The sequence below is a fragment of the Enterococcus sp. NPDC086594 genome, from assembly GCF_044746145.1.
GTDB classification, from domain to species: Bacteria; Bacillota; Bacilli; order Lactobacillales; family Enterococcaceae; genus Enterococcus_D; species Enterococcus_D entomosocium.
The window spans coordinates 127,391-148,792 of sequence record NZ_JBIVBP010000006.1 but is presented as its reverse complement, the minus strand read 5'-3'; the positions used below and the strand labels follow the sequence as shown (position 1 = coordinate 148,792).

Here is a 21,402-nt window from a genome sequence, read left to right as displayed (position 1 = left end):
CCAATCAAGCGTCCCCATTTCCCCTTACTGCAATCATTCTGCAAGATAGGGAGAATCCAAAAGGACGAAAGGAGAAATAGATGAACTTAATACCAATGAAAGACAGCGACTACGCTGCCTACTTAGCCAATGCTGTTTTCGAATACGCCAATGACAAAGTCCAAGCAGGCACATGGGCCAAAGACGAGGCCCTCTCCCTCGCCAAAGAAAGCTTTGCTTCTTTACTTCCTCAAGGGACTGCCACTGAAAACAATCACTTGTTTTCTTTATTTGCAGCTGATTTTAGTGAACCGATCGGGGTGATTTGGATCAACACAGCTGCCCAGAAAGCCTTCATCTATGACTTTATCATCGAGGAAGACCAGCGAGGAAAAGGCTATGGAACCAAAGCGTTACAAGCTTTGGAAAAGTGGGCGATCCAGCAAGGCATCACTGAGATCGGCTTGCACGTTTTTGCCCATAATCAATCTGCGTATCAGCTATACAAAAAAATGGGCTATTTGGAAACAGATATTACGATGGTTCGACGTTTCGCTGAATGAGTAGTGTTGAATAGGCCCGATCATTAGAACAAAAAAATTGATTGATCAGTGCCGGAGCCAAACAAAAAGAAACGACAGAAAATCGTCGTTTCTTTTTTCTATTTACAGAAAACCACTCTTTCAGATAGGGAATGGTTTTTTCAGTAGCATCGCCATTGTCGAGCCTTCTTCGCTATAAGGACTGCCTTTGACATCACCGAATATCTCACAAATATCAAAACCGGCAACCCTAGCTTCTTTTATCAATGCATCTTTTGTAAAATAGGTCGTCCATAAATAATAATTTATGACCTCATCTTCTGCTAAAATCGTTGTTTGCTCCAGCAAGACGTGATCAGGATATTTCCATCGTTGATTCAGCACAAGATGGGGCTCCCCCCGCCAAAACCCTTCTGATTCGTGACTTTCCCAGGTCTGCTCTTCATTAAGCGTTAAAAACTGTGCAATCGTAAATACATCGAACAAAAATTTGCCACCCGGTTTTAGATGCGCCAGCACATTTTTTAGCAGTAGTTTGCGTTCCTCTGGATTTAAGGCACCATAGTCGCAATAAATCAAGGTAATAAAATCAAATTGCTGAGGCAATGCCATCTCCAAATAGTTATCAAATAGATAGGTAATATTTAGTTCCCGCTTATTCGCAGAATCTCTCGCATAGGCAAGGGATCTTCTGGAGTAATCAACGCCTGTCACTTCATAGCCCAGCGCTGCAAATTTTTCCGCGTAGATCCCTGGTCCGCAGCCGATATCAAGAAGTTGCGTCTGTTTTTCTGGCGGAACAAGGCGACTGATCCATCGAAAGGATTCGTTGATAAAGTCAACCTTTCTACTAGCTCCCTCAAAATCAGGATCCAAATGAGCCTTTAACATTTGCTTGGAAATATACGCATCGTCCCAAAACGCCTCTGCCATTTTTTTATAGAGCGGTGGCCGCTCGATTGCCTTTCTCAATTCTTGGTACATCTTATTTTCCCCTTTCAAAATAATTGAAAAACAAAAAAGACCGCAGATTTCACTCTGCGGTCAACCTTCAAACGATGAAGATCAAAAAGCGAAGAGTAAAATAAAATCAATGATAGGCACTTCAAATAAAACTGCATGCAGTCAATTTTTTGCCTATGAAATTGATTTTATTTACTCTTTTCCAGTCCTACCCCTGTTAACGAAGGAATAACAGCAGATAGGCCGGAGCCATCACCTTTTTCTCTTGTTTTTCTGCTTTTAGTTTAGAAGGCGCTAGTCGATTTGTCAATGGGAATTGACTGTAGACACTCGATTAAAAGATGGTCTTGCCGAAATTCACGCCTTACGGAGTAGAAATTTTGCAAGAACGCTGATTTTTTGCTTCCCTTCACCTGCTGATTTTTTCAACAGGAAGCTGGATCTCAGTCAGCCATTCCTCTTCACTTTCTTTATTCCAAATACCATCAATATAGCTTTCACGAAAAGGCCCTGTGATTCGATAGCCGTTATTTTCAGCAAACTGGATCACCGCAGCATAGGCTTTCGGAAACTCAGTGTAGGCTCCTTTATGGACCGTGCAAACTGCCTCTGGTACTTCTTCTATCTGCTTGAAGGTCAAATTCCCTTGATTATCTTTCATTTCTGTGACCGCTTCGCAAACTTCCACATCAATGTTTTCTTCTTTGTACTCATTGTCATGATAGATAGTAAAGCAATATTCGGGCAATGCGCAGACGCAACCAGCTGTTTCCATCTGCAGCCCCATTTCTGGGATGATAGAAAACAACCGATCGAAGCTTGGCACGACCATTCTCATTGAAGCGACGATAACCGCTGGCAAACGTTTAACGATCATTTGGTAATTGGCTTCTTCCTGTTGCAAATACCCTTCGATCTGCGTGAGCATCGCCATCCGTTCCGTGATCTCTCTCATCAGTTGCTGTCTCTTGCGATGCAGTATTCGCCTTTCGCTTTCTCCTGCTTGCACTTGTTTGATTTCATCGATGTTATACCCCATTCTGCGTAAAGCTAATAACCGATGCAATGGTGCCAACTGACTAGAGATATAATAGCGATACCCATTATCTGGATCGATAAAATGGGGCTTAAGCAGCCCCACCTCATCATAATAACGCAGTGTTTTTATCGTCACTTGATTCATTTTAGAAAACATGCCGATTCGATACAGCTTATCTGGTGTTTTTTCACATTCTTGTGTCATAACTCTTTCCTCCGTTTCCTGTTATTCCCAACGGAAAAGCTTAACTGCCAAACCAAATCCCACGATCGTCACCACTGTCAATAGAAAAAGAATGAATCGAGGGTCACCGATTGGTTGATCGAGACTCACACTCTTTAACAATTTAACACCTTGTGTCAATGGCAGAACACTAGCGACTTTTTGCACACCTTCTGGAAATAGCTCAAAGGGAATCACTGCCCCAGAAAGAAACAACATCGGAAAATAAACCACTGTGCAAACGAGATTGGCAATCTTGATATTTTTACACAAACTAGCAATCAATAGTCCTAGGCTATACATGGCAATCATAACGAAAAAATAGCTAGCTATCAATCCTATCCAGCTGCCTTTCATTTGATAGTCGAGAAATACCACCGACACGAATGCGACACCTATCGCTGAGAGTAGTGCAGTCGCTGCAGCTACTACCACTTGAGCTGCAATCAGATGAACTGGAGAAGCTGGGGTAACAAAAAAGTGTTTCAAAATCTTTTTGTCTCGATAATCACAGATAGTTAACGGAATCCCCATAAAGGCTGTTGCGCAAATCCCCACCACCAGCAGCGAAGCAAAACTGCCCTCTTGAAATGTATAAGAAGCAGCACCAATCACTTTCTCTCCACCGATCATATTCGTCAAAAGCAGGACGACCAGCGGCATGCCAATACCAAAGACGATCCCATCAATTCCTCGTAACGCTATCTTTCCTTCAATTTTTGCTAGTCTCATTACTTTGCTCATTCTATCTCCTCCCTACAAACCAAAGATATGCCTCTTCGAGTTTTTGCTGACCGCTTCGTTTTAACAGCTCCTTCGTACTGCCTTCAACTACCTTGCGCCCATGAGCGATGATGCATAGCCGATCACAAAGAATCTCCGCCTCCTCCATATAGTGGGTCGTCAATAGAATCGTCATTTGCGCTTCTTTTAGTTTGAGGAGCGTTTGCCAGACACTTCTCCGTGCTTTTGTATCCAGTCCCGTTGTTAATTCATCCAAAAAAATCACCTCGGGATTCGGGATCAAGGCGAGTACAATTGAAAGCTTTTGTTTTTCCCCACCAGAAAGTTTGTCGATGAATTGCGATTCGAATGGTTCCAGCTGAAACAAACGCAAAAGCTCTTGATAGTCTTGAGGCTGTCGATACAAGAGCGTCATCTCTTTGCACAATTCTCCGACGCGTATATTGTTCTGATAACTTGAAGATTGAAGCTGAACCCCCACTTTTTCAAATACCTCACGCCGCTTTTTTTGAGGATCTGATCCGAGAATTTTGACAGAACCTTCCTCTGGTGTTTTGATACCTAAAATTGTTTCAATCGTTGTTGTTTTTCCTGCTCCATTTGGTCCTAATAAGCCGAACACCTCGCCTTTTTTTACGGTGAAGGTAAGTTGATCAATAATTTTCCGACCGTTGATTTTCTTAGATAGCTCGGCAACCTCAATCATTTTTTCCACAGCAATCGCCCCTTTCTACTAAAGCATACTGTCTCCTCTTGAGGGAGAGTCAATAGCCTACTTGCCTTTTTTCATGACGAACAACCCCATACTCATTGGTTAGCTAAAAGCGGCTTTTTCTTTTTGTTCGATAGAGCTACACTATTTAAATCACAATTAACTATTTTTAATTTCTAAGCTTGTTTTTTTCTTCTATCTCCACTATATTTGTGGGTAACCCTATTTATTTCTATGTAGAGAGGATGTTTCCCATGAATTATCCCTTATTAAATGAACAAATGCCTCAGACCATCATTCGTGTTTGGCGGTTGCGAAGGATTACGTCACTGATTATTTTCAGCCTGATTTTCGCTGCTTCTTTTTGGTTTCTAGCCACGCAAAACTGGCTGCATTTCTGGGTGATCACCCTTTGGTCAAGCTTATTGGCGCTGACTTTGATCAGCCATCTGCTTTCTTTTGTGCTGATGAGCTACCGTTACACATTCCATCGCTACGAGATCCAAGAAAATGATATCGCCATTCAACACGGCTATCTATTCCGCAGCACCACGTATATTCCGATCCGCCGAATCCAGCATATCGAAACAGACCAAGGGATCTTTTTGCGAAAATACTCCTTAGTCTCCTTACAGATCCATACGGCTGCCACCAACCACACCATTGAAGGCCTACCAGTGGCGCAAGCCGAACGCTTGCGAGAAACCATTATGACTTTAGTCGAGGTGGTCAAAGATGATCTATGAAAAACAACGACTGCCGTTGCTGTGTATCGGTCTTTATTGGTTCAAAAATTGCAAAAATTTTCTGGTACTAGCGTTTCTGCTTGTATTCAAATTATTCAACGACGCCCCTTCTTTGCCAATGATTCTGGGCGGCATTCTGCTATTTTTACTGGTCTGTTTGATTTTTGCGGTACTGTCATACACCCGCTTTACCTTTCAAATCGATCAAACGAGTGTGCTAGTCAACAAAGGACTCTTTATCCAAAAACAAACGATTTTGCCGTTTGAACGCATCCAAACCATTCAAGAGAATCATTACTTTTATTTACGTCCGTTTAAACTAGCTGAAGTGAAATTGGAAAGCGCCGCAAGTTCGAGTGGCGAAGCCGAAATTCTTTTCCCAGCGTTGCCGCTGGTTCTCATTGCCTCCATCGAAGCGTCAAAAAAAGCAGCTGCGACACCACAAGAGCCGACTGCCCAAGCAGCTAGTGGAGAAGAACCAACCAATAATTACGCTACTGTTTTTTCGGGTGAGGAAACAGCAAATCCGCCGTTAGAAACATTCACTTTGAAATTCAAGGAGATTTTCTTGTTTTCTATCACTGATTTTTCTGTTTTCACCTTGGTTCTAGTCATCGGCTACAACGTGATCGACAACATTCCCAATCTCTTTGCCTATGCATCGGATTTGCAGCAACTCGGCCTTTTATTTGGTGCTGCGCTTTTGCTGGGGCTGTTAATTTTGTTTTTCTTTCTTGCGATTGCTAGAAATATTTTCCGCTATTATGGCTTTACGGTGGAAACGAACCAACAACAGCTGCTGATCACGCAAGGCTTGTTTTCTAAACGACACCAAACGATACCCCTCGCTAGGATCCAAGGGCTAAGTGTCGAACAAAATCTTTATCGCCGAATCTTTCATCTAAGCTCCGTCAAGTTACTGCTGGCTGCTGGCAGTTCTTCAGAAAGCGATGATACGGTCTATCTGTTCCCCATTTTGAAAGAGGCGCAGCTGACCGAAACATTGGCCCGCTTTTTACCTGAATGGTCGTTTCAACAAACCGCTCTAGTGAAAAATCCGCGACCCAACTTTTGGTACTTTTGCCGTTGGCCACTGCTTATCGGGCTGCTTGTTGTAGGAATCTCCGCCTTCTTTTTCTGGTGGTTAGCGCTGATTTTCTTCGTGTTCTTTGGCTCCTTCGTGTTATCAAGCATCTGGCGGGGCAAAATACAAGGGTATCAATTTTTAGATAACCATGTATTGTTGTGTCAAACGATTCGCGGCTTAACAAAGGTGACCGCTTATCTGAAGAAAAATAAAATCCAAGATTTCACCGTCACCACGACGTATTGGCAGCACAAAAAAGGTCTGGGCAAGTCACAGTTGACCATCAAAACCGAAGATACCTTCACCGAAAGTAAGCTTTTCTACTTCCCATTAACCGAAGCAGAAAAGTTACGGCGCTGGTTTTTGTCGTAGTTCATAAAAAAACGTCAAACAGCAGAACTGACGCGTTGTTTGACGTTTTTTGCAAGTCCTGAAATAAATGAGAAGGAAGCACCAACCATTGATTCGTTGATGCTTCCTTTTTCTATTCCCTGACCTTCCCCTCAACTATTTGCTGCTTGATTGAAGCAGCATCTAAGCCATATTCTTTTTGCAGGAAATCGGGTGTGCCGACTTGGCCAAATCGTTCGTTGACACCAATACGTTTTAAGGGAACAGCACTGCCAGTTTCAGCAAGCACTTCGGCGACGGCACTCCCTAGTCCACCGGTGATAGAATGATTTTCGATGGTGATGACTTGCCGTTTTCCCTGAACTTCGCGGATGATCAATTCTTTATCGATCGGTTTGATGGTGAACATGTCGATCACTTCGCAGCTGATTCCTATTTCTGCTAATTCTTCTGCCACTTGCAGTGTTTCAGAAACCAGTTGGCCACTGGCAATCAACAACAGTTCATCGCCTGGTCTTAAAACATTGCCTTTTCCTAGTTCAAAGGTCGAGCCTTTTTCATAAATCGTCGGAACCGCTTTCCGATTGCCTCGTACGTAATGAATGCCTGATAATTGGCTAAAAGTTTTTATGATCCACGCCATTTGGACTTCATCCGCTGCATCGCAGACGATCGATTGGGGAATCATTCGCATTAAAGCCACATCTTCCCATGTCGTATGGGTGCCGCCGTTGTGTCCGACTGCAAACCCCGGATCAGAACCGTAAATATTGATCGTATTGCCGCCATAGCCGCCAGAAATAAACAGCTGATCGAATACCCGGCGCGTTGCAAATGGCCCAAAAGTGTGGATAAAAGGTGTATAGCCAGTTAAACTCAAGCCAGCAGCGACGCCAACCATATTGGCTTCCGCGATCCCCATGTTGATAAAGCGTTGGGGATGTTTGTTGGCAATCGCTGTCCAGCCGCTGGCAGAGCCAAGGTCGGCATCCAACGCAACTAGCTGGTTATTTTCATCCATGAGTTCCACCAATGTGTCAACGACACATGTTCGCAGCTCTTTACCAGCAGCAGTGGTTTTGCTTAATGTAAACATGCCTTAGCGTCCTCCTTCGATTTTTATCGTCAATTCTTTGATTGCCGCTTCTGCCGCTTGATTGATTTCATCCGTGGTAAACTTCACGGAGTGATTGGCATCTAATTCTTCAAAGAAAGGAATGCCTTGTCCTTTCACGCTGTCCAAGACAATGCAAACCGCTTGGTCTTCGATCGCTTTGCAGCGCTCGATTGCCTCATCAATGGCTTGCATGTCTGCTCCTGGAACTTTTTCTGTATAAAAGCCAAATGCAGTCATCTTCTGCTGGATGTCAAAGGGATCAAGAATGTCTTTGGTTGGCCCATCTAGCTGTTTTTTATTGTCATCAATAATGACGATACAGTGATTCAGTTTGAAGTGGGCAATGTATTGGAAGGCTTCCCAGCACTGTCCTTCATTTAGTTCGCCGTCCCCGACGATCAAATAAACAAAATTGTCCTTCCCTGCCAAGCGCAGACCCGTCGCGATCCCGGCAGCCATTGAAGTCCCCTGCCCCAGTGAACCTGTGGTGGCATCAACCCCCGGCGTTTTCCAGCGATCCGGATGGGAAGGCAGTCTCGTGCCGCCCTCATTGATCGTCCATAACCACGACCGATCAAAATAGCCCGTATTTGCTAATGCGCTGTACAGTGCGGCGCCAGCATGTCCTTTTGATAAAACGAGTCGGTCACGATCCGCCCACTGTGGATCTTGTGGATTGACCCGCAGCTGTTTGCCGTACAAAACGGCTAATAATTCAACAATTGAAAAGGAACCGCCCAGATGGCCTTGCCCCATTTTCTTGATGCTGCAAAGGGTATCTAAACGAATCTTTGCCGCTAATCTTTCGAGTTCGTGGTATTCTTGTTCACTGATTGCCACTATTTATCCCTCCATCCTCTATTTATTCAGAAACAGATTTTGCCCGGCTGTTTTTCTTGAAAATCGTCAATCCGATCAAGACCGCGACTACCGCAATTATCCCTGAGAAGATGGCGATTTGACCGCCCATATTGGCTAAGTTTCCTAGGAAGATCCCTGCAACTCCATAGTCGGTATCAGAGAAAGTTGATCCTTGGAACCCAAGATCCCCCATGACTGGCATCAACAAGATCGGCATGAAGCTGATAATGATCCCATGAATAAAGGAACCAATCACGGCGCCTCGCACACCACCCGTTGCATTGCCGTAAACACCTGCTGTTGCGCCACAGAAGAAATGGGGCACGACACCTGGAATAATAACGGTTGTTCCTGTGAAGACCATGATGATCAAACTAACGATCCCACCGACAAAGCTGGTTAGAAAACCAATCAGAACAGCATTTGGCGCATAAGGAAAGACGATCGGGCAATCCAATGCAGGAATCGCATTAGGAACAAGCTTTTCGGAAATCCCTTTAAAGGCTGGTACGATTTCTGCCAAAATCAGACGGACACCAGCTAAAATCACAAAGACACCAGCGGCAAACGAACCAGCTTGCTGCAACGAATAAATGATCGAGTTCGTGCCATTGCTAAGATTTTCTGTAATAAATTCACTCCCAGCAAAAATTGCTACGATCACGTATACAATAGCCATCGTAATCGTGATACTAACAGTAGAGTCCCGCAAGAAAGACAGGCCTTTCGGAAAATTGATGTCTTCGGTAGATTTTTCCTTATTGCCGACGTATTTCCCAATCAACCCGCTCAATGCGTAGCCGAAGTTCCCCGTATGCCCCAATGCGACGGAATCATTTTTAGTAATTTCTCGAGTAAACGGTTGTGCGATCGCTGGGAAAATCGTGTTACAGATCCCTAACGCTAAGCCGCCAAATAAAACTAGATTAAAAGTATTCATTCCAGTAACGCTCAAAATCACCGCAATCATGCAAGCCATATACAACGTGGCATGCCCAGTCAAATAAATGTATTTAAAGCGAGTGATACGGGCAATCAAAATATTGAAGGCCATTCCGGCTAACATAATAAGTGCGGTATAGGTGCCGTATGTCGTCAACGCTAGCGCAACGATCGCTTCGTTATTAGGTACGACCCCTTGCATGTTAAAGGCTGCTTGGAACATCTCCCCAAATGGCGCCAGAGAGCTTTCGATCACCCCAGCCCCGGCAGTGACCACGAGAAACCCAACAAAGGTTTTGATGCCCCCTTTGACGATCGTGGCAATGTCTTTTTTCTGCAGCACATTCCCCAAAACGGCGATCAGCGCAACTAAGATCGCTGGGGTACTCGCGATATCAACAAGAATATCTAAAAATTCGTTCATGACTGTCTACTCCTTTTTATAGTAATCCTTTTTCCTGACAAACGGCTTGAACCTTTTGCTTCAATTCATCGAGATCGATAATACTGTCTAACACCACGATCTCACCTAGATGCTGCGCACTATCGGCTAAATCGCCACCAACAAAGAAAACATCCGCCATATCGGGTGCGGCACTTCCTAAATCATAATGGGACACTTCCACACCTGAGACACCCAATTCATTTAAAACAGAATTGATATTCATCTCCACCATAAAACTTGATCCTAATCCTGACCCACACACTGCTGCAAATTTCATTTTTCATCTTCTCCTTCTCTGATCACTTCAATTATTTGATCCGCAGTGGTTGCGGAAAGTAACGCAGTTAGTTTTTCATTATTCGACAAAATTTTTGTTAAACTCGCTAACGCTTTTAGATGGAGCTCATTGTCAACCGCCGCCAAACATATAAACACTTGAATGGGGTGTTGCGGATCATCATTTAAAAGCACTGGCTCTTTGACTTTTAATAACGACATCCCGATCGCATTGACCCCATCTTCTGGACGCGCATGGGGCAAAGCGATGCCTTTTCCAATATGGATAAAAGGACCGTGATCTACCACTTTATTGATCATGGCGGTTATATACTGTTCCTCAATTTTATTGGTCTTTTTTAATGGCGCAGCAGCTTCTCGAATGGCTTCTTGCCAAGTCAGCGGCACCTCAGTAAATTGGATGGTTTCTGCTGTTAATAAATCTGATAACATCGGACGTTGGTCTTCCCTTCTATTCAATTCTCGATTGATTTTTCTTTGCAAAATTTTTCTCAGCTTTTGCTTACTGATGCCTGCTTTTAAATCAACATAGGGCAAAATCACTTCTAACACATCGTCAATGGAATGCAAACCAGTTTTTGAAGGAAAGAATGCCGCTTGTACGTTTCTAAGCAGTTCATCCTTCTCAATGGGCGTCATAATCGGATTGATCACATAACATGGTCGTTTGGTTTTGATCGGGGCACTGGAAAAAATCAGATCAATCTCGTCATTGAAACGAACATTTTCATACTCTTCGATCGAACGAGCCGGAAAAAAATGGATCTGGGGAAACAGTTCCTTTAATTCTGATTCCAAAATCAAGGATGAACTGATGCCGCTTGGGCAGACAACTAATGCATTCAATTGGAAGTAATCACGTTTGGCCTTTTGTTTACTGATTTCTCCACCAAACAAAATCGTAAAATAACCGATTTCTTCATCAGGGATCGTACCGACTAGGTCTTCTAAAGAACCCAGTGCTCGTCTCGTCAGTTCAAACAACTCATTGTATTGCAGCTTGATTTCTTCAATCAGTACATTCTCCAGTGGAAAACCGTAGCGGATTCGAAAATACGCCGGGACAAGATGATAGAATGTGTTCATCAAAAGGGTGCGATAGTCCACAAACTCGATAGCTGCCAGCCGTTCCATTTCATGAATGATCTTACTGGCACATTCCAATAAAAACTCTAATGAAGTATCTTCGATATCTCCTTGCAGAATCGTTTTCAACAGGATCGTTACATAAAGTTCTTCTGTTTTCCGATCTTTGATGGCAGGAAATTCTGCTAAAAACTGCTGACTAACTTGATGGACATGCAGCGACTGTAGCAGCGATGTTTCTGTCTCCGCTAAAGAAACAGACGTTTCTGCCATCCGAAAGGATAAATAATTAAGAAAATAAAGCATTTCTTCGAAGCGGCTCGGTACGATCACCAGATTGAAGGCAGTCAATGTTGCGGACAAACGATCTCTTATTTGAATATACATCGTTTTATTCTGCTCATAGATTCCCTCAAATAAAAGCAAATTCCCATTTTTCGTATTGGATAACGCACTGACTTTTCGAAAAGCAAGAGCGCGAATCTGATATTCCTCTCCCTCTAGATAAAAGCCATATTTTCGAGAGTACAATAGTTGAATCTTGAAAGCTGCAAGTTCCTCTCTGATCCCCTTTAAATCCTTCAAAATCGTATTTTTACTGACATAGAACAGCTCTTGAAACTGGTAGACGGATAAGTCTTTCTCTGCTGAAAAAGTCAGAAGATAAATCAAGGACCGCCGCTCTTCTTCCGAAAAAAACAACGTGTTCTTCTGGACATCGAAAAGAATTTCCGCCCATTTTCGTTGAATCAGCGAAGGAATCAAAACTTCTCCCTCATGCATCGTGATTCGTTGATTCAACCGCTGTTCAGTGATTTGATTGATCTTGGCAATCTCCGCCAGAAATTCCTCATCCCTCCACTTCGTCAACTGAAGAAACGCCTCAATATTTGGTTCTGAAAACAGATACGTCAATTTGAAATGAATCATATTTGCTACCCCCACCTAAACTATAGCTTGCACAAAATGAAATCGCCATCATTTCTCGGCACAACTGAAACTCCGTTTTTTTTAAACGATGGACCGAAGAGGAGATTTCAAGGATTACCATAACATCCAATAAAGTATTCGAGAAGGTTTTATTGATAGAAGCAAATGATAAAAAATACAACATTAAAAAAAGCGAATCATTTACTGATTCGCTTAGATAATGATGCTATTTGTTGTTTTATTATTGAAACTATCAGAATCATGAAGGACAATCGTCTTTTTTCCAATATACTTTTTTAAAGTTATTTTCTAATACCTAAAAATACTTATCTTAATGAATGATGGAAAATAGGCTTCTTCTATCTACTCACTTATACTCAAAGGAATCGTTGTTCCCGTTTCTTGCGCCTCTGCGGTTTCATTTTTCACTTGCTGCTTTTCCAATATTTTGAAAAATGGCATATAAATAAAATATGAAATGAAAATCGATACAAAAGACCAAACGGCTGCTCCAATACTACCATTAGTAGCTAAATAAGGACCAATAATAGGAGGAATAGTCCATGGAACTTGAATAACAATCGGTCCTACTATACCAATATTCATTAAGATATACGTACCGATACATAGGACCATAGGCGTTGCTATAAACGGAATAAGCATTACAGGATTCATCACAATAGGCAAACCAAAAATAACCGGTTCATTGATACAAAAAATAGCTGACGGCAAAGATAATCGTCCAATCGACTTATACATCTTACTTCTGGAATGGAGCATATTTAACACTAGACCGAGTGTTGCTCCAGTTCCGCCTAAACACATAAAGACAATCCAAAATCCATCGGCAAAAACATGAGGTACTTCTGCACCACTTTGAAAAGCTGCCGTATTATCAGCAAGATAACTTAGGAAAACAGGGGTCGCAATTCCAGACAAAACATTGTCTCCGTGGATTCCACATATCCATAGCAAACAAACGAGAAGTGTGTATAACAGCATGCCTGGGAGTGTTCCCATCCCTTGCATTAAAGGTTGGAAAACAATAGTAATGATTTCATTGATATCAACCCCTAATAAAGTTCTGACGATCCATATAACGGTCAGAATAAATGCCCCTGGGATTAACGTTGCAAAAGAAGTTGCTACAGTGGGCGGCACACCTTCTGGCATTTTTATTACAATATTATGAGTGACAAACCATTTAAAAGCATGAGTGACAAATACCCCAACAATGATCGCGGTAAACATACCACTAGCACCAAAATTAGCCAAATTTATCGTCCAGTCATCGTTTAATGTTGCTAGAAGAAAGCCGATAGTTGTGAGCATCGAATTAGAAATAGCATCAACACCAAACTCTTTTCCTAAATGATAGCCTATGCCAATTGCAGATATCAGTCCAAGGATTCCGAACGTAACATTGACTGGTGCATTCAACTGCGGTCCCCAATTTGACACAAAATCCATCCATGACTGTATTGGAAAGTTACCAATGATTAGGAAGATACTTCCAACAATAGTAAAAGGAATCGTCATGGAAATCCCATTTCTTATAGCAACTAAGTGTTTACTATTGCCTATTTTCAGCAATATAGGCAATACCTTGTTCTCAATGACCTGCATCTTTTTTCCTCCTTTTAGTTCACGACTTCCTTATCAACCACCAATACAGGATCTTTGTGCAACCATAGAGAAGTAACTGGACACTCTTTTGTAATCGTACCGCATAGAAACTGTTGTATCGCAGATTTCTTTTTTGCTCCACTAGCTTGTACGATCATTGTTCCAGATTGTAATAATTGTCCTATCCCTAACGTAATTCCTTTCGTACGATCAACTTTCTCGTCTGAAAAATATTTTTTCCCAACACTTTGGGTTGATTCGTCTAAGTTCACTATATGAGCTTTATCTTCGAAGGACGAACCAGGCTCATTAAAACCTAAGTGACCATTTTCTCCAACCCCAAGCAAACTCAGTGTTAATCCTCCATTCTCCTCGATAAATTTATCAGCTTTTTTGCATTCCTCATTTAAATCATCGGCTAAAGGATCAAATGTGTGAAGTTGCTTTAGGTCAATAGGAACCCGATTGAATAAGTTTCTTTTTAAATAGGATAGACAACTGCCTTCATTTTTCGGATCGATTCCAACCCATTCATCTAGTTCAATAAACTTTGCCTGGGATAAATCTATTTCTTTGTTGATTGCTGCTTCTGCAATGATGTTAAGCGTTCCTACGGGTGTATCACCACCTGCAAAGCAATATAACCCATTTGGCTTTTCTTTTAAGACATCTAAAATGAGTTTTGCACAGATCTTACTGACTTCTTGGTAATTTGCCTCAACATAGTATTTTACTTTCATTGTCATTCTCCTTTAAAAAAATTCGGCAGATATTCTTTGTGTGCTAAAAGCATTTCATCAAGTAGTTGCTTTGCTGTCCTATCACTTGGAACTAAGGGATTGATCGTCATCGCTAATAAAGCAGTGTTATAGTCTCCCGTAACAGCTGCTTGGGCCGCTATACGTTCAAAAGACTTAATTTGTTGAACTAGTCCTTTGATAGGAATAGGTAATTCACCTGTAGTCAAAGGGATCGGTCCTTGTTTTGTAATCAAACAATTTACTTCAACCGCTGAATCACAATCGATATCACTGATGGCACCATTATTTCTTGTATTGACCGTTTGAATATCACGTTTGTCATTATAGATGGAATTAATTAAATTACATGCTGCTTCACTATAATAAGCGCCCCCACGTTCTGACAATTGAGGTGGTTTGATTGCTAGATGTTCATCTTTATAAAGTTCAAACAACTCATGCTCGATTTTCTGCACAACTTCTGCACGAGTTCCTTCTTTCTCTGCTGATCGTTTTTGCTCAGACAACATAGTAGCTGTTTGATAGTAATACCTTAAATAGCCGATGGGAATCATGCCAAGTGTTCGGAAAAAATTTGGTTCCCATTCTAAATCAGCAATGTTTTTCAGACCAACTGCATCGCCAGTATCTTGCGTCATCAATGTAAGTACTTTTTGGGTCACATCAATCCCTTTATGATAAATCTTTTTCGCAAAAACCATATGATTTAGCCCAGTAAATTCAACATATAATTCTTCTTTGGGTACTTTTAATGTTTCTGCAATGCCACGTTCTATTCCAATTGGTCCATTACACAAACCTACTACTCTACGCATATTGCTATGGCGTAAGACAGCTTCTGTCACCATGCCAGCTGGATTAGTGAAGTTGATCAGCCATGCTTCTGGGCAAAGGCGCTCCATATCTTTCACTATTTCTAAGATAACAGGAATCGTGCGTAATCCTTTAAAAAGCCCTCCTGGACCATTCGTTTCTTGTCCAATCGTGTCATATGTTAAAGGAATTCTCTCGTCTTTCGCTCGCGCTTCCAAAAGACCTACACGAAATTGCGTCGTAACGAAGTCCGCATCCTTTAATGCCGCTTCACGATCAAGAGTCATATAAATTTTCATTGGAAGGTTCGCTTTTTTTACCATACGTTTAGCAAGTTCCCCAACTATTTCTAATTTCTCTCTTCCTTGTTCAATATCCACAAGCCATAATTCTGAAATCGGTAATTCAGCATATCGTTTAATAAATCCTTCTATCAATTCTGGTGTATAACTTGATCCACCGCCAATTGTTGCAATTTTTATTCCTTTATCCATCCTGAAACACTCCTTTAACTTAACTACATGGTCAGTATAGATTATTTTTATCCCCTTAAATACCGCTTTTAAGTAAACGGTTACAAAAACAGACGATTGACACCGGTTACAATCCTGTTACAATTTGTAACAGGAGGGGATTACTATGTTGTTTCTTGACTATCAACCAGACTTAAATGAAACGGATATTGAGGTATATAAAGCAATTATTTCAGAGGTAAATGCAGTTGCTTCCATGAGTATTCGAGAATTAGCTGAGAAAAGTCATACGAGTACTGCCAGCGTATTACGCTTTTGTAAAAAATTTCGCTGTACCGGTTTTTCTGAATTTAAAATTTACCTTAGTGCGTATCTCGAATCTCTTAAAGAAGAAAAAGAGGTAAAAACACTTGATTTTGAGAGTGAACTCTTGAATTTTTTAGCACGGACACAAGACAAATTCTTTGAAGATAAATTTGATGAGGCAGTTCACTTATTGATGGAAAAAGAGCTGATTATTTTTATTGGCGTAGGCTCCTCAAATGTTGTTGCTGAATATGGTTCTCTTTATTTCTCGTCACTATTTAACATGGCGATTCGCATTGAAGATCCTAGTAATTATCCTATTAATTACCTATCCACTGAGTTAGCAAAAAAAATGTGTATCGTCGCTTTATCCGTTTCCGGCGAGACCACAGAAATCATTCAATATTTAAATCATTTGAATCTATCAGAAAGCTCAGTAATAGGAATTACCAGCAGCTCTAATTCAACACTTTCTAAATTAGCTGATATTTCAATAACCTATAATATTTCGCTAGAAAAAATTAATGAAGCTGATATTACAACCCAGATACCGGCAATGTATATTATTGAAAAGTTAGCCAAAACCGTGAGAAATAGAATGGAAACTCAATAGATTTGTATAAAAAAATTCTTGCTAATAAATTCTTCAGGTAATTCTTTCCGTCTAAACACAAGTTCACCGACCGATATTTCCACAAAAAAAAGAGACTCACATGTATCTATGTGGTCTCTTTTTGATATACAAATTTGTTCAATTTATTTGTTTCTCTTCCCTTTGGTTTGAGAAGACTTCAAAAAATCTTGTGAAGTTTCCTCTTCTCAATCATTTGCCTCTTCATTTCCTATTGTTGAGGTAACTTTTTCATCGATACGTAAAAATGGTAAGTAGATAAAAACACTCACAGCAATGATCGCAATTTGCAAGACTGATGCTCGCCAATCGCCACCAGTTGCTAAAAATCCAGATATGACGGGAGGAGTGGTCCAAGGTATCTGCACGACTACATGATTGATCAAACCAACAGCTGTCGCAAAATATGCAACTGTTAGGGAAAAAATCGGCGCCAATACAAATGGAATAATCAAACTAATATTGAAAACAATTGGTAAACCAAAAATGATTGGTTCACTGATATTAAAAAGTGCTGGAGTTACGGATAATTTTGCAAAGTCTTTGTAATCTTTACGACGACTAAAGATAAAAATAGCAATTAGCAAAGCAATAGTATTTCCTGACCCTCCCATAACAGCAAACGTATCTTTAAATGCCATGTTTATGATATGTGGAATATCTTCTCTATTCGCATAAGCAGCCATATTCTCTTGCATATTTTGAATCAAGAACGGATCGAGAAGTGAACCTGATATCACTGCTTGATGAATTCCAAACCCAAAAAAGAGATTTGCAATTGAGGTAATTAAGAGGAACCCTGGTAAACCTGTCGTTACCCTACTTAAAGGCCCAGTGATTAGAGTAGTAATCAACGAATTAACATCCATATTGAATAATTGATTGACAGCAAATGAACCAATTGCGAAGGTAGTCACGGTAATCATGATTGGAATAAGGACGTTAAAAGACTTCAACACAGCTGGAGGGATATTTCCTGACAATTGAATTTGTAACTTTTTATTATTAGATAACTTAATAAAGAGTTCCGTAGCAGCTAAGCCCACAAAAATTCCAACGAACATTCCTGACGCACCAGTATGAGTGACAGGAATAACCCCACCTACTTCCAGCGCTTCTTGACTTCCTTCTGGTGTAAACATCGTCATCATAGGGGTGAGAACAATAAACGTTGAAATAGCGACTAGAACAGCAGCAATATGATTTGTATAATTTCTGCTAACACACATATGATAAGAAACTGCCGCAACAACTAATAGTGTCGTTATATTTAGCGTTCCATTACTGATGGAAGTCCCGATCTCTTGAATCGTCGTTAATGTTGCTGGATCAATAATATTTCCCATAAATCCTGTTGGCTCTAAAATAACATAGTTGATCAATGTAACAAATCCCGCCAACATCATAAAAGGCATAAAAGTGGCGAAAGCATCCCTTAGTGTTCGAAGATGAATCTGGTTTCCTAACCTTGTGGCTATTATTCCGAACTTTTCAAAAATAGCATCTTTTTTACTCATAATTCCAATCAGTCTCCTTTTTTAGTTGTAAGCGATTGCTTATGGGATGATCATACACCAGCTCTTCCAAAAAGTAAATATCTTTATTTAAAATTATATATCTTTTTTGAAAGTCAAAAAAAGACCAACGAAATTCGTTAGTCTTCACTTCTCAACAAAAACTGCTTCAAAAATAAAATCTTTGTATAAATGTCTCGAAAGAGAATATTCAAACGGTATACCAGAAGACAATGACACCACTTTGTCTACCTCTATCATAAACTCGCCTGGTTTTACAGAAAGAATTTCCGCATCGAAATCATTTGCCACATCCCCTTTGATCCAAATATGGGAAGATTTAATCTCTAGACCAAGCTCATTTGTAATGTAGCCATATACAGAACGTTTCAAATGCTTTGGTTCTAACCCCGGTATAACAGAAAGCGGCATAAACGTTTGCTCAATAGAATAAGGCTGTTCATCAATAAAACGACTTCTAATAATATTATAGACATACTCTTTTTGATTTATTTCTAAAATTTCTGCAACTTCATTCGATGGCAACTCAATTGAGAACGTATGGATTTCAGAAGTCACATGTTCTTCCCCTACTAAATCAAAAAGACCTTCATTTGGTCCAAACACTTTCGAATTATCAATTGGTCTGCGTAGAACTTCCGTTCCAAATCCACTACGTGTTCGTAAAACTCCCTCTGATACTAGCATATCAATACCTTTCTTCACAGTGAGCTTACTTGTTTGATACTCATACGCAAGTTCATCGCCCGTAGGTAATTTTTCACCGATTTGATAGGTTCCATTGGCAATTTTTTTCTTTACCTCCGTATAAACCTCCATATATTTTGGCTGTTTCTTCATAACTTACTCCCTCATACTCATCTCTATTACTTATACTTTAACATAAAAATTGTCTTTTTACAGCTAAAACCATACCCACCATAAAAAGATATATATTTTTAATAAAAAGTATTTATTTATATCAAAAGCAATGTTACACTGTTAAAAACGAACAGGAGGAAACGATAATGTCAATACATACTCAGTTAACATTTCCAGATGACTTTTGGTGGGGATCCGCTTGGTCAGCAGAACAATCTGAAGGGCGTGGAGAAACAGGAAAAGCAGAGACCGTATGGGATCGGTGGTTTCACGAAGAACCTCATCGTTTTTATAAACGAATTGGACCTAGTATTACGACAGACCATATCCATCGTTACCACGAAGATATTCAATTGATGAAACAAACCGGGCACAATTCATTTCGGGTGTCTATCTCATGGGCACGAATGTTTCCAAATGATGGGGGTGGTAAAGCGAACGAGAAAGCGATAGCCTATTATCGAGATCTTTTTACCGAAATGAAAAATAATAATATCAAAGTTTTTGCGAATCTCTATCATTTTGACATGCCAGCAAAATTACAAGATAAAGGGGGATGGGAATCACGTGAAGTTGTTGAAGCTTATGTAAATTTTGCTGATACCTGTTTTCTAGCGTTTGGCGACTTAGTTTATCATTGGTTCACCTTTAACGAACCTTTGGGGCCAATCTTGGGCTCTTATTTAGAAGATTTTCACTATCCAAATCTCATTGATTTTAAACGTGGTGCTCAAGCAGCGTTCTTTACCATATTAGCCCATGCAAAAGCCATTCAAACTTTTAAAAAATACCAGCTATCTAGCAAAATCGGAGTAATTCTCAATTTGAGTCCGACTTTCCCAAGAAGCCAAAATTCAGCAGATAAAAAAGCAGCAGAAATTGCGGATCTTTTTTATACTCGTAGTTTCTTAGATCCCATGGTCAAAGGAGTATTTCCAGAAAAACTAGTCTCTTTGCTGGAAGAATATGACCAATTACCCGTTGATTTCAATGACACAGACCTAAAAATTATTGAAGAGAATACCGCGCAGATACTTGGTCTAAACTACTATGAACCACGCCGTGTCAAAGCAAGAACTTCTGCCGTTAATTTAGAAAGTCCATTCTTACCAGAATGGTTCTTTGAACCGCATATTATGCCTGGTCGTCGAATGAATGAATATCGTGGATGGGAAATCTATGAAAAAGGAATTTATGATTTATGTATGGACATCAAAAATAACTATGGAAATATTGAATCCTTTATCTCAGAAAACGGTATGGGTGTTGCTAATGAAGAACGGTTCATGGATGAAAATGGACAGGTGATTGATGACTATCGCATTGAATTTATCCAGGATCATCTCGCCTATTTATGGAAAGCAATTCAAGATGGCTGTAATATAAAAGGGTATCATCTATGGACATTCATTGATTGTTGGTCATGGATCAATGCATATAAAAACCGCTACGGCTTAGTTTCTTTAGATTTAGCCACACAGAAACGTACAATAAAGAAAAGTGGCTTGTTTTACAAGGAACTAAGTAAGCAAAACGGTTTTTCCTACGATCTCGAGCGATTGGTAGATTAGCATTCACGAATATGATCGATAGTGATCTGTATAGAAGAAACCTGTTGCCACAACTCCTCTCTAGCACCTTTTAAGAAGGCGACAGGGTTTTATTAGTAAAAAAATAACCGTTTCCTTGCTAAAGTCGACGGTTATTTTTTTGTTATTTTTCACTGTGGCTAGGATACGAAAGAGCAGCACGGCAATAAATATACCAGAATTTATCTGGAACTTATTAGCCGCTAGTTTCGATAATAATGCTTCCCTTTTCTTTAAACATTGCATTCGTTTTTAGATGTTCGAACACTTTTCAAAAATGACTACATCGAACACCTTATTCCAATTGAGAATAAGGTTTTGCCTATGTCGCTTATCGATTTTGTTTGAAAATATCCTTGTTAAAGTTGAAAAATCACTCTCTTCTTGCTATACTAACTATGTAAAGAGGAGTTGTTGCCACAACCCCTCTGCAGCGCCATTTAAGACGGCGACAGGTTTTTTAACTTAAAAGATAACCGTTTCCCTGTTAAAGTCGACGGTTATTTTTTTTGTCATTTTTCACTGCGGCTAGGATACCAAAGATCAGCATGGCGGTAAATGTACCAAAACTGATCATTAGCCCGATTGCTTCCGCTGTGGACAAAAAGGCTTCTCCTTTCTGAAGAGTTAGTACTTACATTCATAAGCACCACCACCTTTCAAAGATAGCCACCGTCACAAACTTTACTGCAGTCAAATGGTACCCTACTTCCATCAATAAAACTTTCAAATGCCAAGGATTTA

The 21,402-nt window shown here is 40.4% G+C and carries 20 protein-coding genes; 5 read left to right on the top strand and 15 right to left on the bottom strand.

Annotation, left to right across the window (positions count from 1 at the left end; translation table 11 throughout):
• Nucleotides 1-80: 80 nt before the first annotated feature.
• Nucleotides 81-542, top strand: coding sequence for a GNAT family N-acetyltransferase (locus ACIPK1_RS10970; RefSeq protein WP_005232035.1), 462 nt, complete (start codon nt 81-83; stop codon nt 540-542).
• A 120-nt stretch (nt 543-662) separates the two neighbouring features.
• Here ACIPK1_RS10970 and ACIPK1_RS10965 read toward each other — a convergent pair whose 3' ends face one another.
• The 4 genes from ACIPK1_RS10965 to ACIPK1_RS10950 all read right to left on the bottom strand — a co-directional run bounded on the left by ACIPK1_RS10965 (nt 663) and on the right by ACIPK1_RS10950 (nt 4,195).
• Nucleotides 663-1,505 (bottom strand): class I SAM-dependent methyltransferase, encoded by an 843-nt coding sequence (locus ACIPK1_RS10965; protein ID WP_400450857.1) that lies wholly within the window; start codon nt 1,503-1,505, stop codon nt 663-665.
• 388 nt (nt 1,506-1,893) lie between these two features.
• On the bottom strand, nt 1,894-2,727 hold the full coding sequence (locus ACIPK1_RS10960; RefSeq protein WP_016611320.1) for a MerR family transcriptional regulator: 834 nt from the start codon (nt 2,725-2,727) through the stop codon (nt 1,894-1,896).
• 21 nt (nt 2,728-2,748) lie between these two features.
• A complete protein-coding gene (locus ACIPK1_RS10955; protein ID WP_016611321.1) occupies nt 2,749-3,489 on the bottom strand; it encodes an ABC transporter permease in 741 nt (246 codons plus the stop codon).
• A 1-nt stretch (nt 3,490) separates the two neighbouring features.
• The gene (locus ACIPK1_RS10950) at nt 3,491-4,195 is read right to left on the bottom strand and encodes an ABC transporter ATP-binding protein (protein WP_176285407.1); all 705 of its coding nucleotides are present in this window, start codon (nt 4,193-4,195) and stop codon (nt 3,491-3,493) included.
• 260 nt (nt 4,196-4,455) lie between these two features.
• On the opposite strand from ACIPK1_RS10950, the gene ACIPK1_RS10945 reads away from it, so the two are divergent.
• Both ACIPK1_RS10945 and ACIPK1_RS10940 read left to right on the top strand, forming a co-directional pair.
• A complete protein-coding gene (locus tag ACIPK1_RS10945; RefSeq protein ID WP_086299101.1) occupies nt 4,456-4,947 on the top strand; it encodes a PH domain-containing protein in 492 nt (163 codons plus the stop codon).
• Nucleotides 4,937-6,406, top strand: a complete 1,470-nt coding sequence (locus ACIPK1_RS10940) for a PH domain-containing protein (RefSeq protein WP_061053748.1) — start codon at nt 4,937-4,939, stop codon at nt 6,404-6,406. The genes ACIPK1_RS10945 and ACIPK1_RS10940 overlap by 11 nt, the downstream gene beginning before the upstream one ends.
• Before the next feature lie 112 nt (nt 6,407-6,518).
• Here ACIPK1_RS10940 and ACIPK1_RS10935 read toward each other — a convergent pair whose 3' ends face one another.
• From ACIPK1_RS10935 to ACIPK1_RS10900, 8 genes are all read right to left on the bottom strand, one after another.
• Nucleotides 6,519-7,481, bottom strand: coding sequence for a transketolase family protein (locus tag ACIPK1_RS10935; protein WP_086299100.1), 963 nt, complete (start codon nt 7,479-7,481; stop codon nt 6,519-6,521).
• Between the two features lie 3 nt (nt 7,482-7,484).
• A complete protein-coding gene (locus tag ACIPK1_RS10930) occupies nt 7,485-8,342 on the bottom strand; it encodes a transketolase (protein WP_005232060.1) in 858 nt (285 codons plus the stop codon).
• A gap of 22 nt (nt 8,343-8,364) precedes the next feature.
• Nucleotides 8,365-9,729, bottom strand: a complete 1,365-nt coding sequence (locus ACIPK1_RS10925) for a PTS ascorbate transporter subunit IIC (protein WP_086299099.1) — start codon at nt 9,727-9,729, stop codon at nt 8,365-8,367.
• 16 nt (nt 9,730-9,745) lie between these two features.
• The gene (locus tag ACIPK1_RS10920; protein ID WP_005227537.1) at nt 9,746-10,027 is read right to left on the bottom strand and encodes a PTS sugar transporter subunit IIB; all 282 of its coding nucleotides are present in this window, start codon (nt 10,025-10,027) and stop codon (nt 9,746-9,748) included.
• Nucleotides 10,024-12,063 carry a BglG family transcription antiterminator gene (locus tag ACIPK1_RS10915; RefSeq protein ID WP_086299098.1) on the bottom strand — a complete coding sequence of 680 codons (2,040 nt, stop codon included), beginning with the start codon at nt 12,061-12,063 and terminating at the stop codon, nt 10,024-10,026. The genes ACIPK1_RS10920 and ACIPK1_RS10915 overlap by 4 nt, the downstream gene beginning before the upstream one ends.
• Before the next feature lie 363 nt (nt 12,064-12,426).
• Nucleotides 12,427-13,689 (bottom strand): PTS sugar transporter subunit IIC, encoded by a 1,263-nt coding sequence (locus ACIPK1_RS10910; protein ID WP_086299097.1) that lies wholly within the window; start codon nt 13,687-13,689, stop codon nt 12,427-12,429.
• Between the two features lie 14 nt (nt 13,690-13,703).
• Nucleotides 13,704-14,429 (bottom strand): glucosamine-6-phosphate deaminase, encoded by a 726-nt coding sequence (locus tag ACIPK1_RS10905; RefSeq protein WP_034878070.1) that lies wholly within the window; start codon nt 14,427-14,429, stop codon nt 13,704-13,706.
• 2 nt (nt 14,430-14,431) lie between these two features.
• Nucleotides 14,432-15,757, bottom strand: a complete 1,326-nt coding sequence (locus ACIPK1_RS10900) for a 6-phospho-beta-glucosidase (RefSeq protein ID WP_016619912.1) — start codon at nt 15,755-15,757, stop codon at nt 14,432-14,434.
• 145 nt (nt 15,758-15,902) lie between these two features.
• Between ACIPK1_RS10900 and ACIPK1_RS10895 the strand changes: the two genes are divergently transcribed.
• A complete protein-coding gene (locus ACIPK1_RS10895) occupies nt 15,903-16,655 on the top strand; it encodes a MurR/RpiR family transcriptional regulator (protein ID WP_005232077.1) in 753 nt (250 codons plus the stop codon).
• A gap of 206 nt (nt 16,656-16,861) precedes the next feature.
• Here the strand turns inward: ACIPK1_RS10895 and ACIPK1_RS10890 are convergent, their stop codons facing one another.
• Both ACIPK1_RS10890 and ACIPK1_RS10885 read right to left on the bottom strand, forming a co-directional pair.
• A complete protein-coding gene (locus ACIPK1_RS10890; RefSeq protein ID WP_400450854.1) occupies nt 16,862-18,190 on the bottom strand; it encodes a PTS sugar transporter subunit IIC in 1,329 nt (442 codons plus the stop codon).
• A 144-nt stretch (nt 18,191-18,334) separates the two neighbouring features.
• Nucleotides 18,335-19,048, bottom strand: coding sequence for a GntR family transcriptional regulator (locus tag ACIPK1_RS10885; protein WP_086372609.1), 714 nt, complete (start codon nt 19,046-19,048; stop codon nt 18,335-18,337).
• Between the two features lie 167 nt (nt 19,049-19,215).
• Here ACIPK1_RS10885 and ACIPK1_RS10880 point away from each other — a divergent pair, with 167 nt between their 5' ends.
• Nucleotides 19,216-20,640 (top strand): glycoside hydrolase family 1 protein, encoded by a 1,425-nt coding sequence (locus tag ACIPK1_RS10880; protein ID WP_086299094.1) that lies wholly within the window; start codon nt 19,216-19,218, stop codon nt 20,638-20,640.
• A gap of 505 nt (nt 20,641-21,145) precedes the next feature.
• Here ACIPK1_RS10880 and ACIPK1_RS10875 read toward each other — a convergent pair.
• Complete coding sequence (locus ACIPK1_RS10875) at nt 21,146-21,262, bottom strand: putative holin-like toxin (protein WP_080646931.1); 117 nt, start codon at nt 21,260-21,262, stop codon at nt 21,146-21,148.
• Nucleotides 21,263-21,402 lie beyond the last annotated feature (140 nt).

What these genes read in the sequence shown, in the direction of transcription:
- ACIPK1_RS10900 (WP_016619912.1), bottom strand. Translation starts at nt 15,757, where the DNA reads ATGGATAAAGGAATAAAAATTGCAACAATTGGCGGTGGATCAAGTTAT.
- ACIPK1_RS10960 (WP_016611320.1), bottom strand. Translation starts at nt 2,727, where the DNA reads ATGACACAAGAATGTGAAAAAACACCAGATAAGCTGTATCGAATCGGC.
- ACIPK1_RS10885 (WP_086372609.1), bottom strand. Translation starts at nt 19,048, where the DNA reads ATGAAGAAACAGCCAAAATATATGGAGGTTTATACGGAGGTAAAGAAA.
- ACIPK1_RS10970 (WP_005232035.1), top strand. Translation starts at nt 81, where the DNA reads ATGAACTTAATACCAATGAAAGACAGCGACTACGCTGCCTACTTAGCC.
- ACIPK1_RS10920 (WP_005227537.1), bottom strand. Translation starts at nt 10,027, where the DNA reads ATGAAATTTGCAGCAGTGTGTGGGTCAGGATTAGGATCAAGTTTTATG.
- ACIPK1_RS10890 (WP_400450854.1), bottom strand. Translation starts at nt 18,190, where the DNA reads ATGAGTAAAAAAGATGCTATTTTTGAAAAGTTCGGAATAATAGCCACA.
- ACIPK1_RS10895 (WP_005232077.1), top strand. Translation starts at nt 15,903, where the DNA reads ATGTTGTTTCTTGACTATCAACCAGACTTAAATGAAACGGATATTGAG.
- ACIPK1_RS10955 (WP_016611321.1), bottom strand. Translation starts at nt 3,489, where the DNA reads ATGAGCAAAGTAATGAGACTAGCAAAAATTGAAGGAAAGATAGCGTTA.
- ACIPK1_RS10945 (WP_086299101.1), top strand. Translation starts at nt 4,456, where the DNA reads ATGAATTATCCCTTATTAAATGAACAAATGCCTCAGACCATCATTCGT.
- ACIPK1_RS10910 (WP_086299097.1), bottom strand. Translation starts at nt 13,689, where the DNA reads ATGCAGGTCATTGAGAACAAGGTATTGCCTATATTGCTGAAAATAGGC.
- ACIPK1_RS10880 (WP_086299094.1), top strand. Translation starts at nt 19,216, where the DNA reads ATGTCAATACATACTCAGTTAACATTTCCAGATGACTTTTGGTGGGGA.
- ACIPK1_RS10905 (WP_034878070.1), bottom strand. Translation starts at nt 14,429, where the DNA reads ATGAAAGTAAAATACTATGTTGAGGCAAATTACCAAGAAGTCAGTAAG.
- ACIPK1_RS10915 (WP_086299098.1), bottom strand. Translation starts at nt 12,063, where the DNA reads ATGATTCATTTCAAATTGACGTATCTGTTTTCAGAACCAAATATTGAG.
- ACIPK1_RS10950 (WP_176285407.1), bottom strand. Translation starts at nt 4,195, where the DNA reads ATGATTGAGGTTGCCGAGCTATCTAAGAAAATCAACGGTCGGAAAATT.
- ACIPK1_RS10935 (WP_086299100.1), bottom strand. Translation starts at nt 7,481, where the DNA reads ATGTTTACATTAAGCAAAACCACTGCTGCTGGTAAAGAGCTGCGAACA.
- ACIPK1_RS10940 (WP_061053748.1), top strand. Translation starts at nt 4,937, where the DNA reads ATGATCTATGAAAAACAACGACTGCCGTTGCTGTGTATCGGTCTTTAT.
- ACIPK1_RS10965 (WP_400450857.1), bottom strand. Translation starts at nt 1,505, where the DNA reads ATGTACCAAGAATTGAGAAAGGCAATCGAGCGGCCACCGCTCTATAAA.
- ACIPK1_RS10925 (WP_086299099.1), bottom strand. Translation starts at nt 9,729, where the DNA reads ATGAACGAATTTTTAGATATTCTTGTTGATATCGCGAGTACCCCAGCG.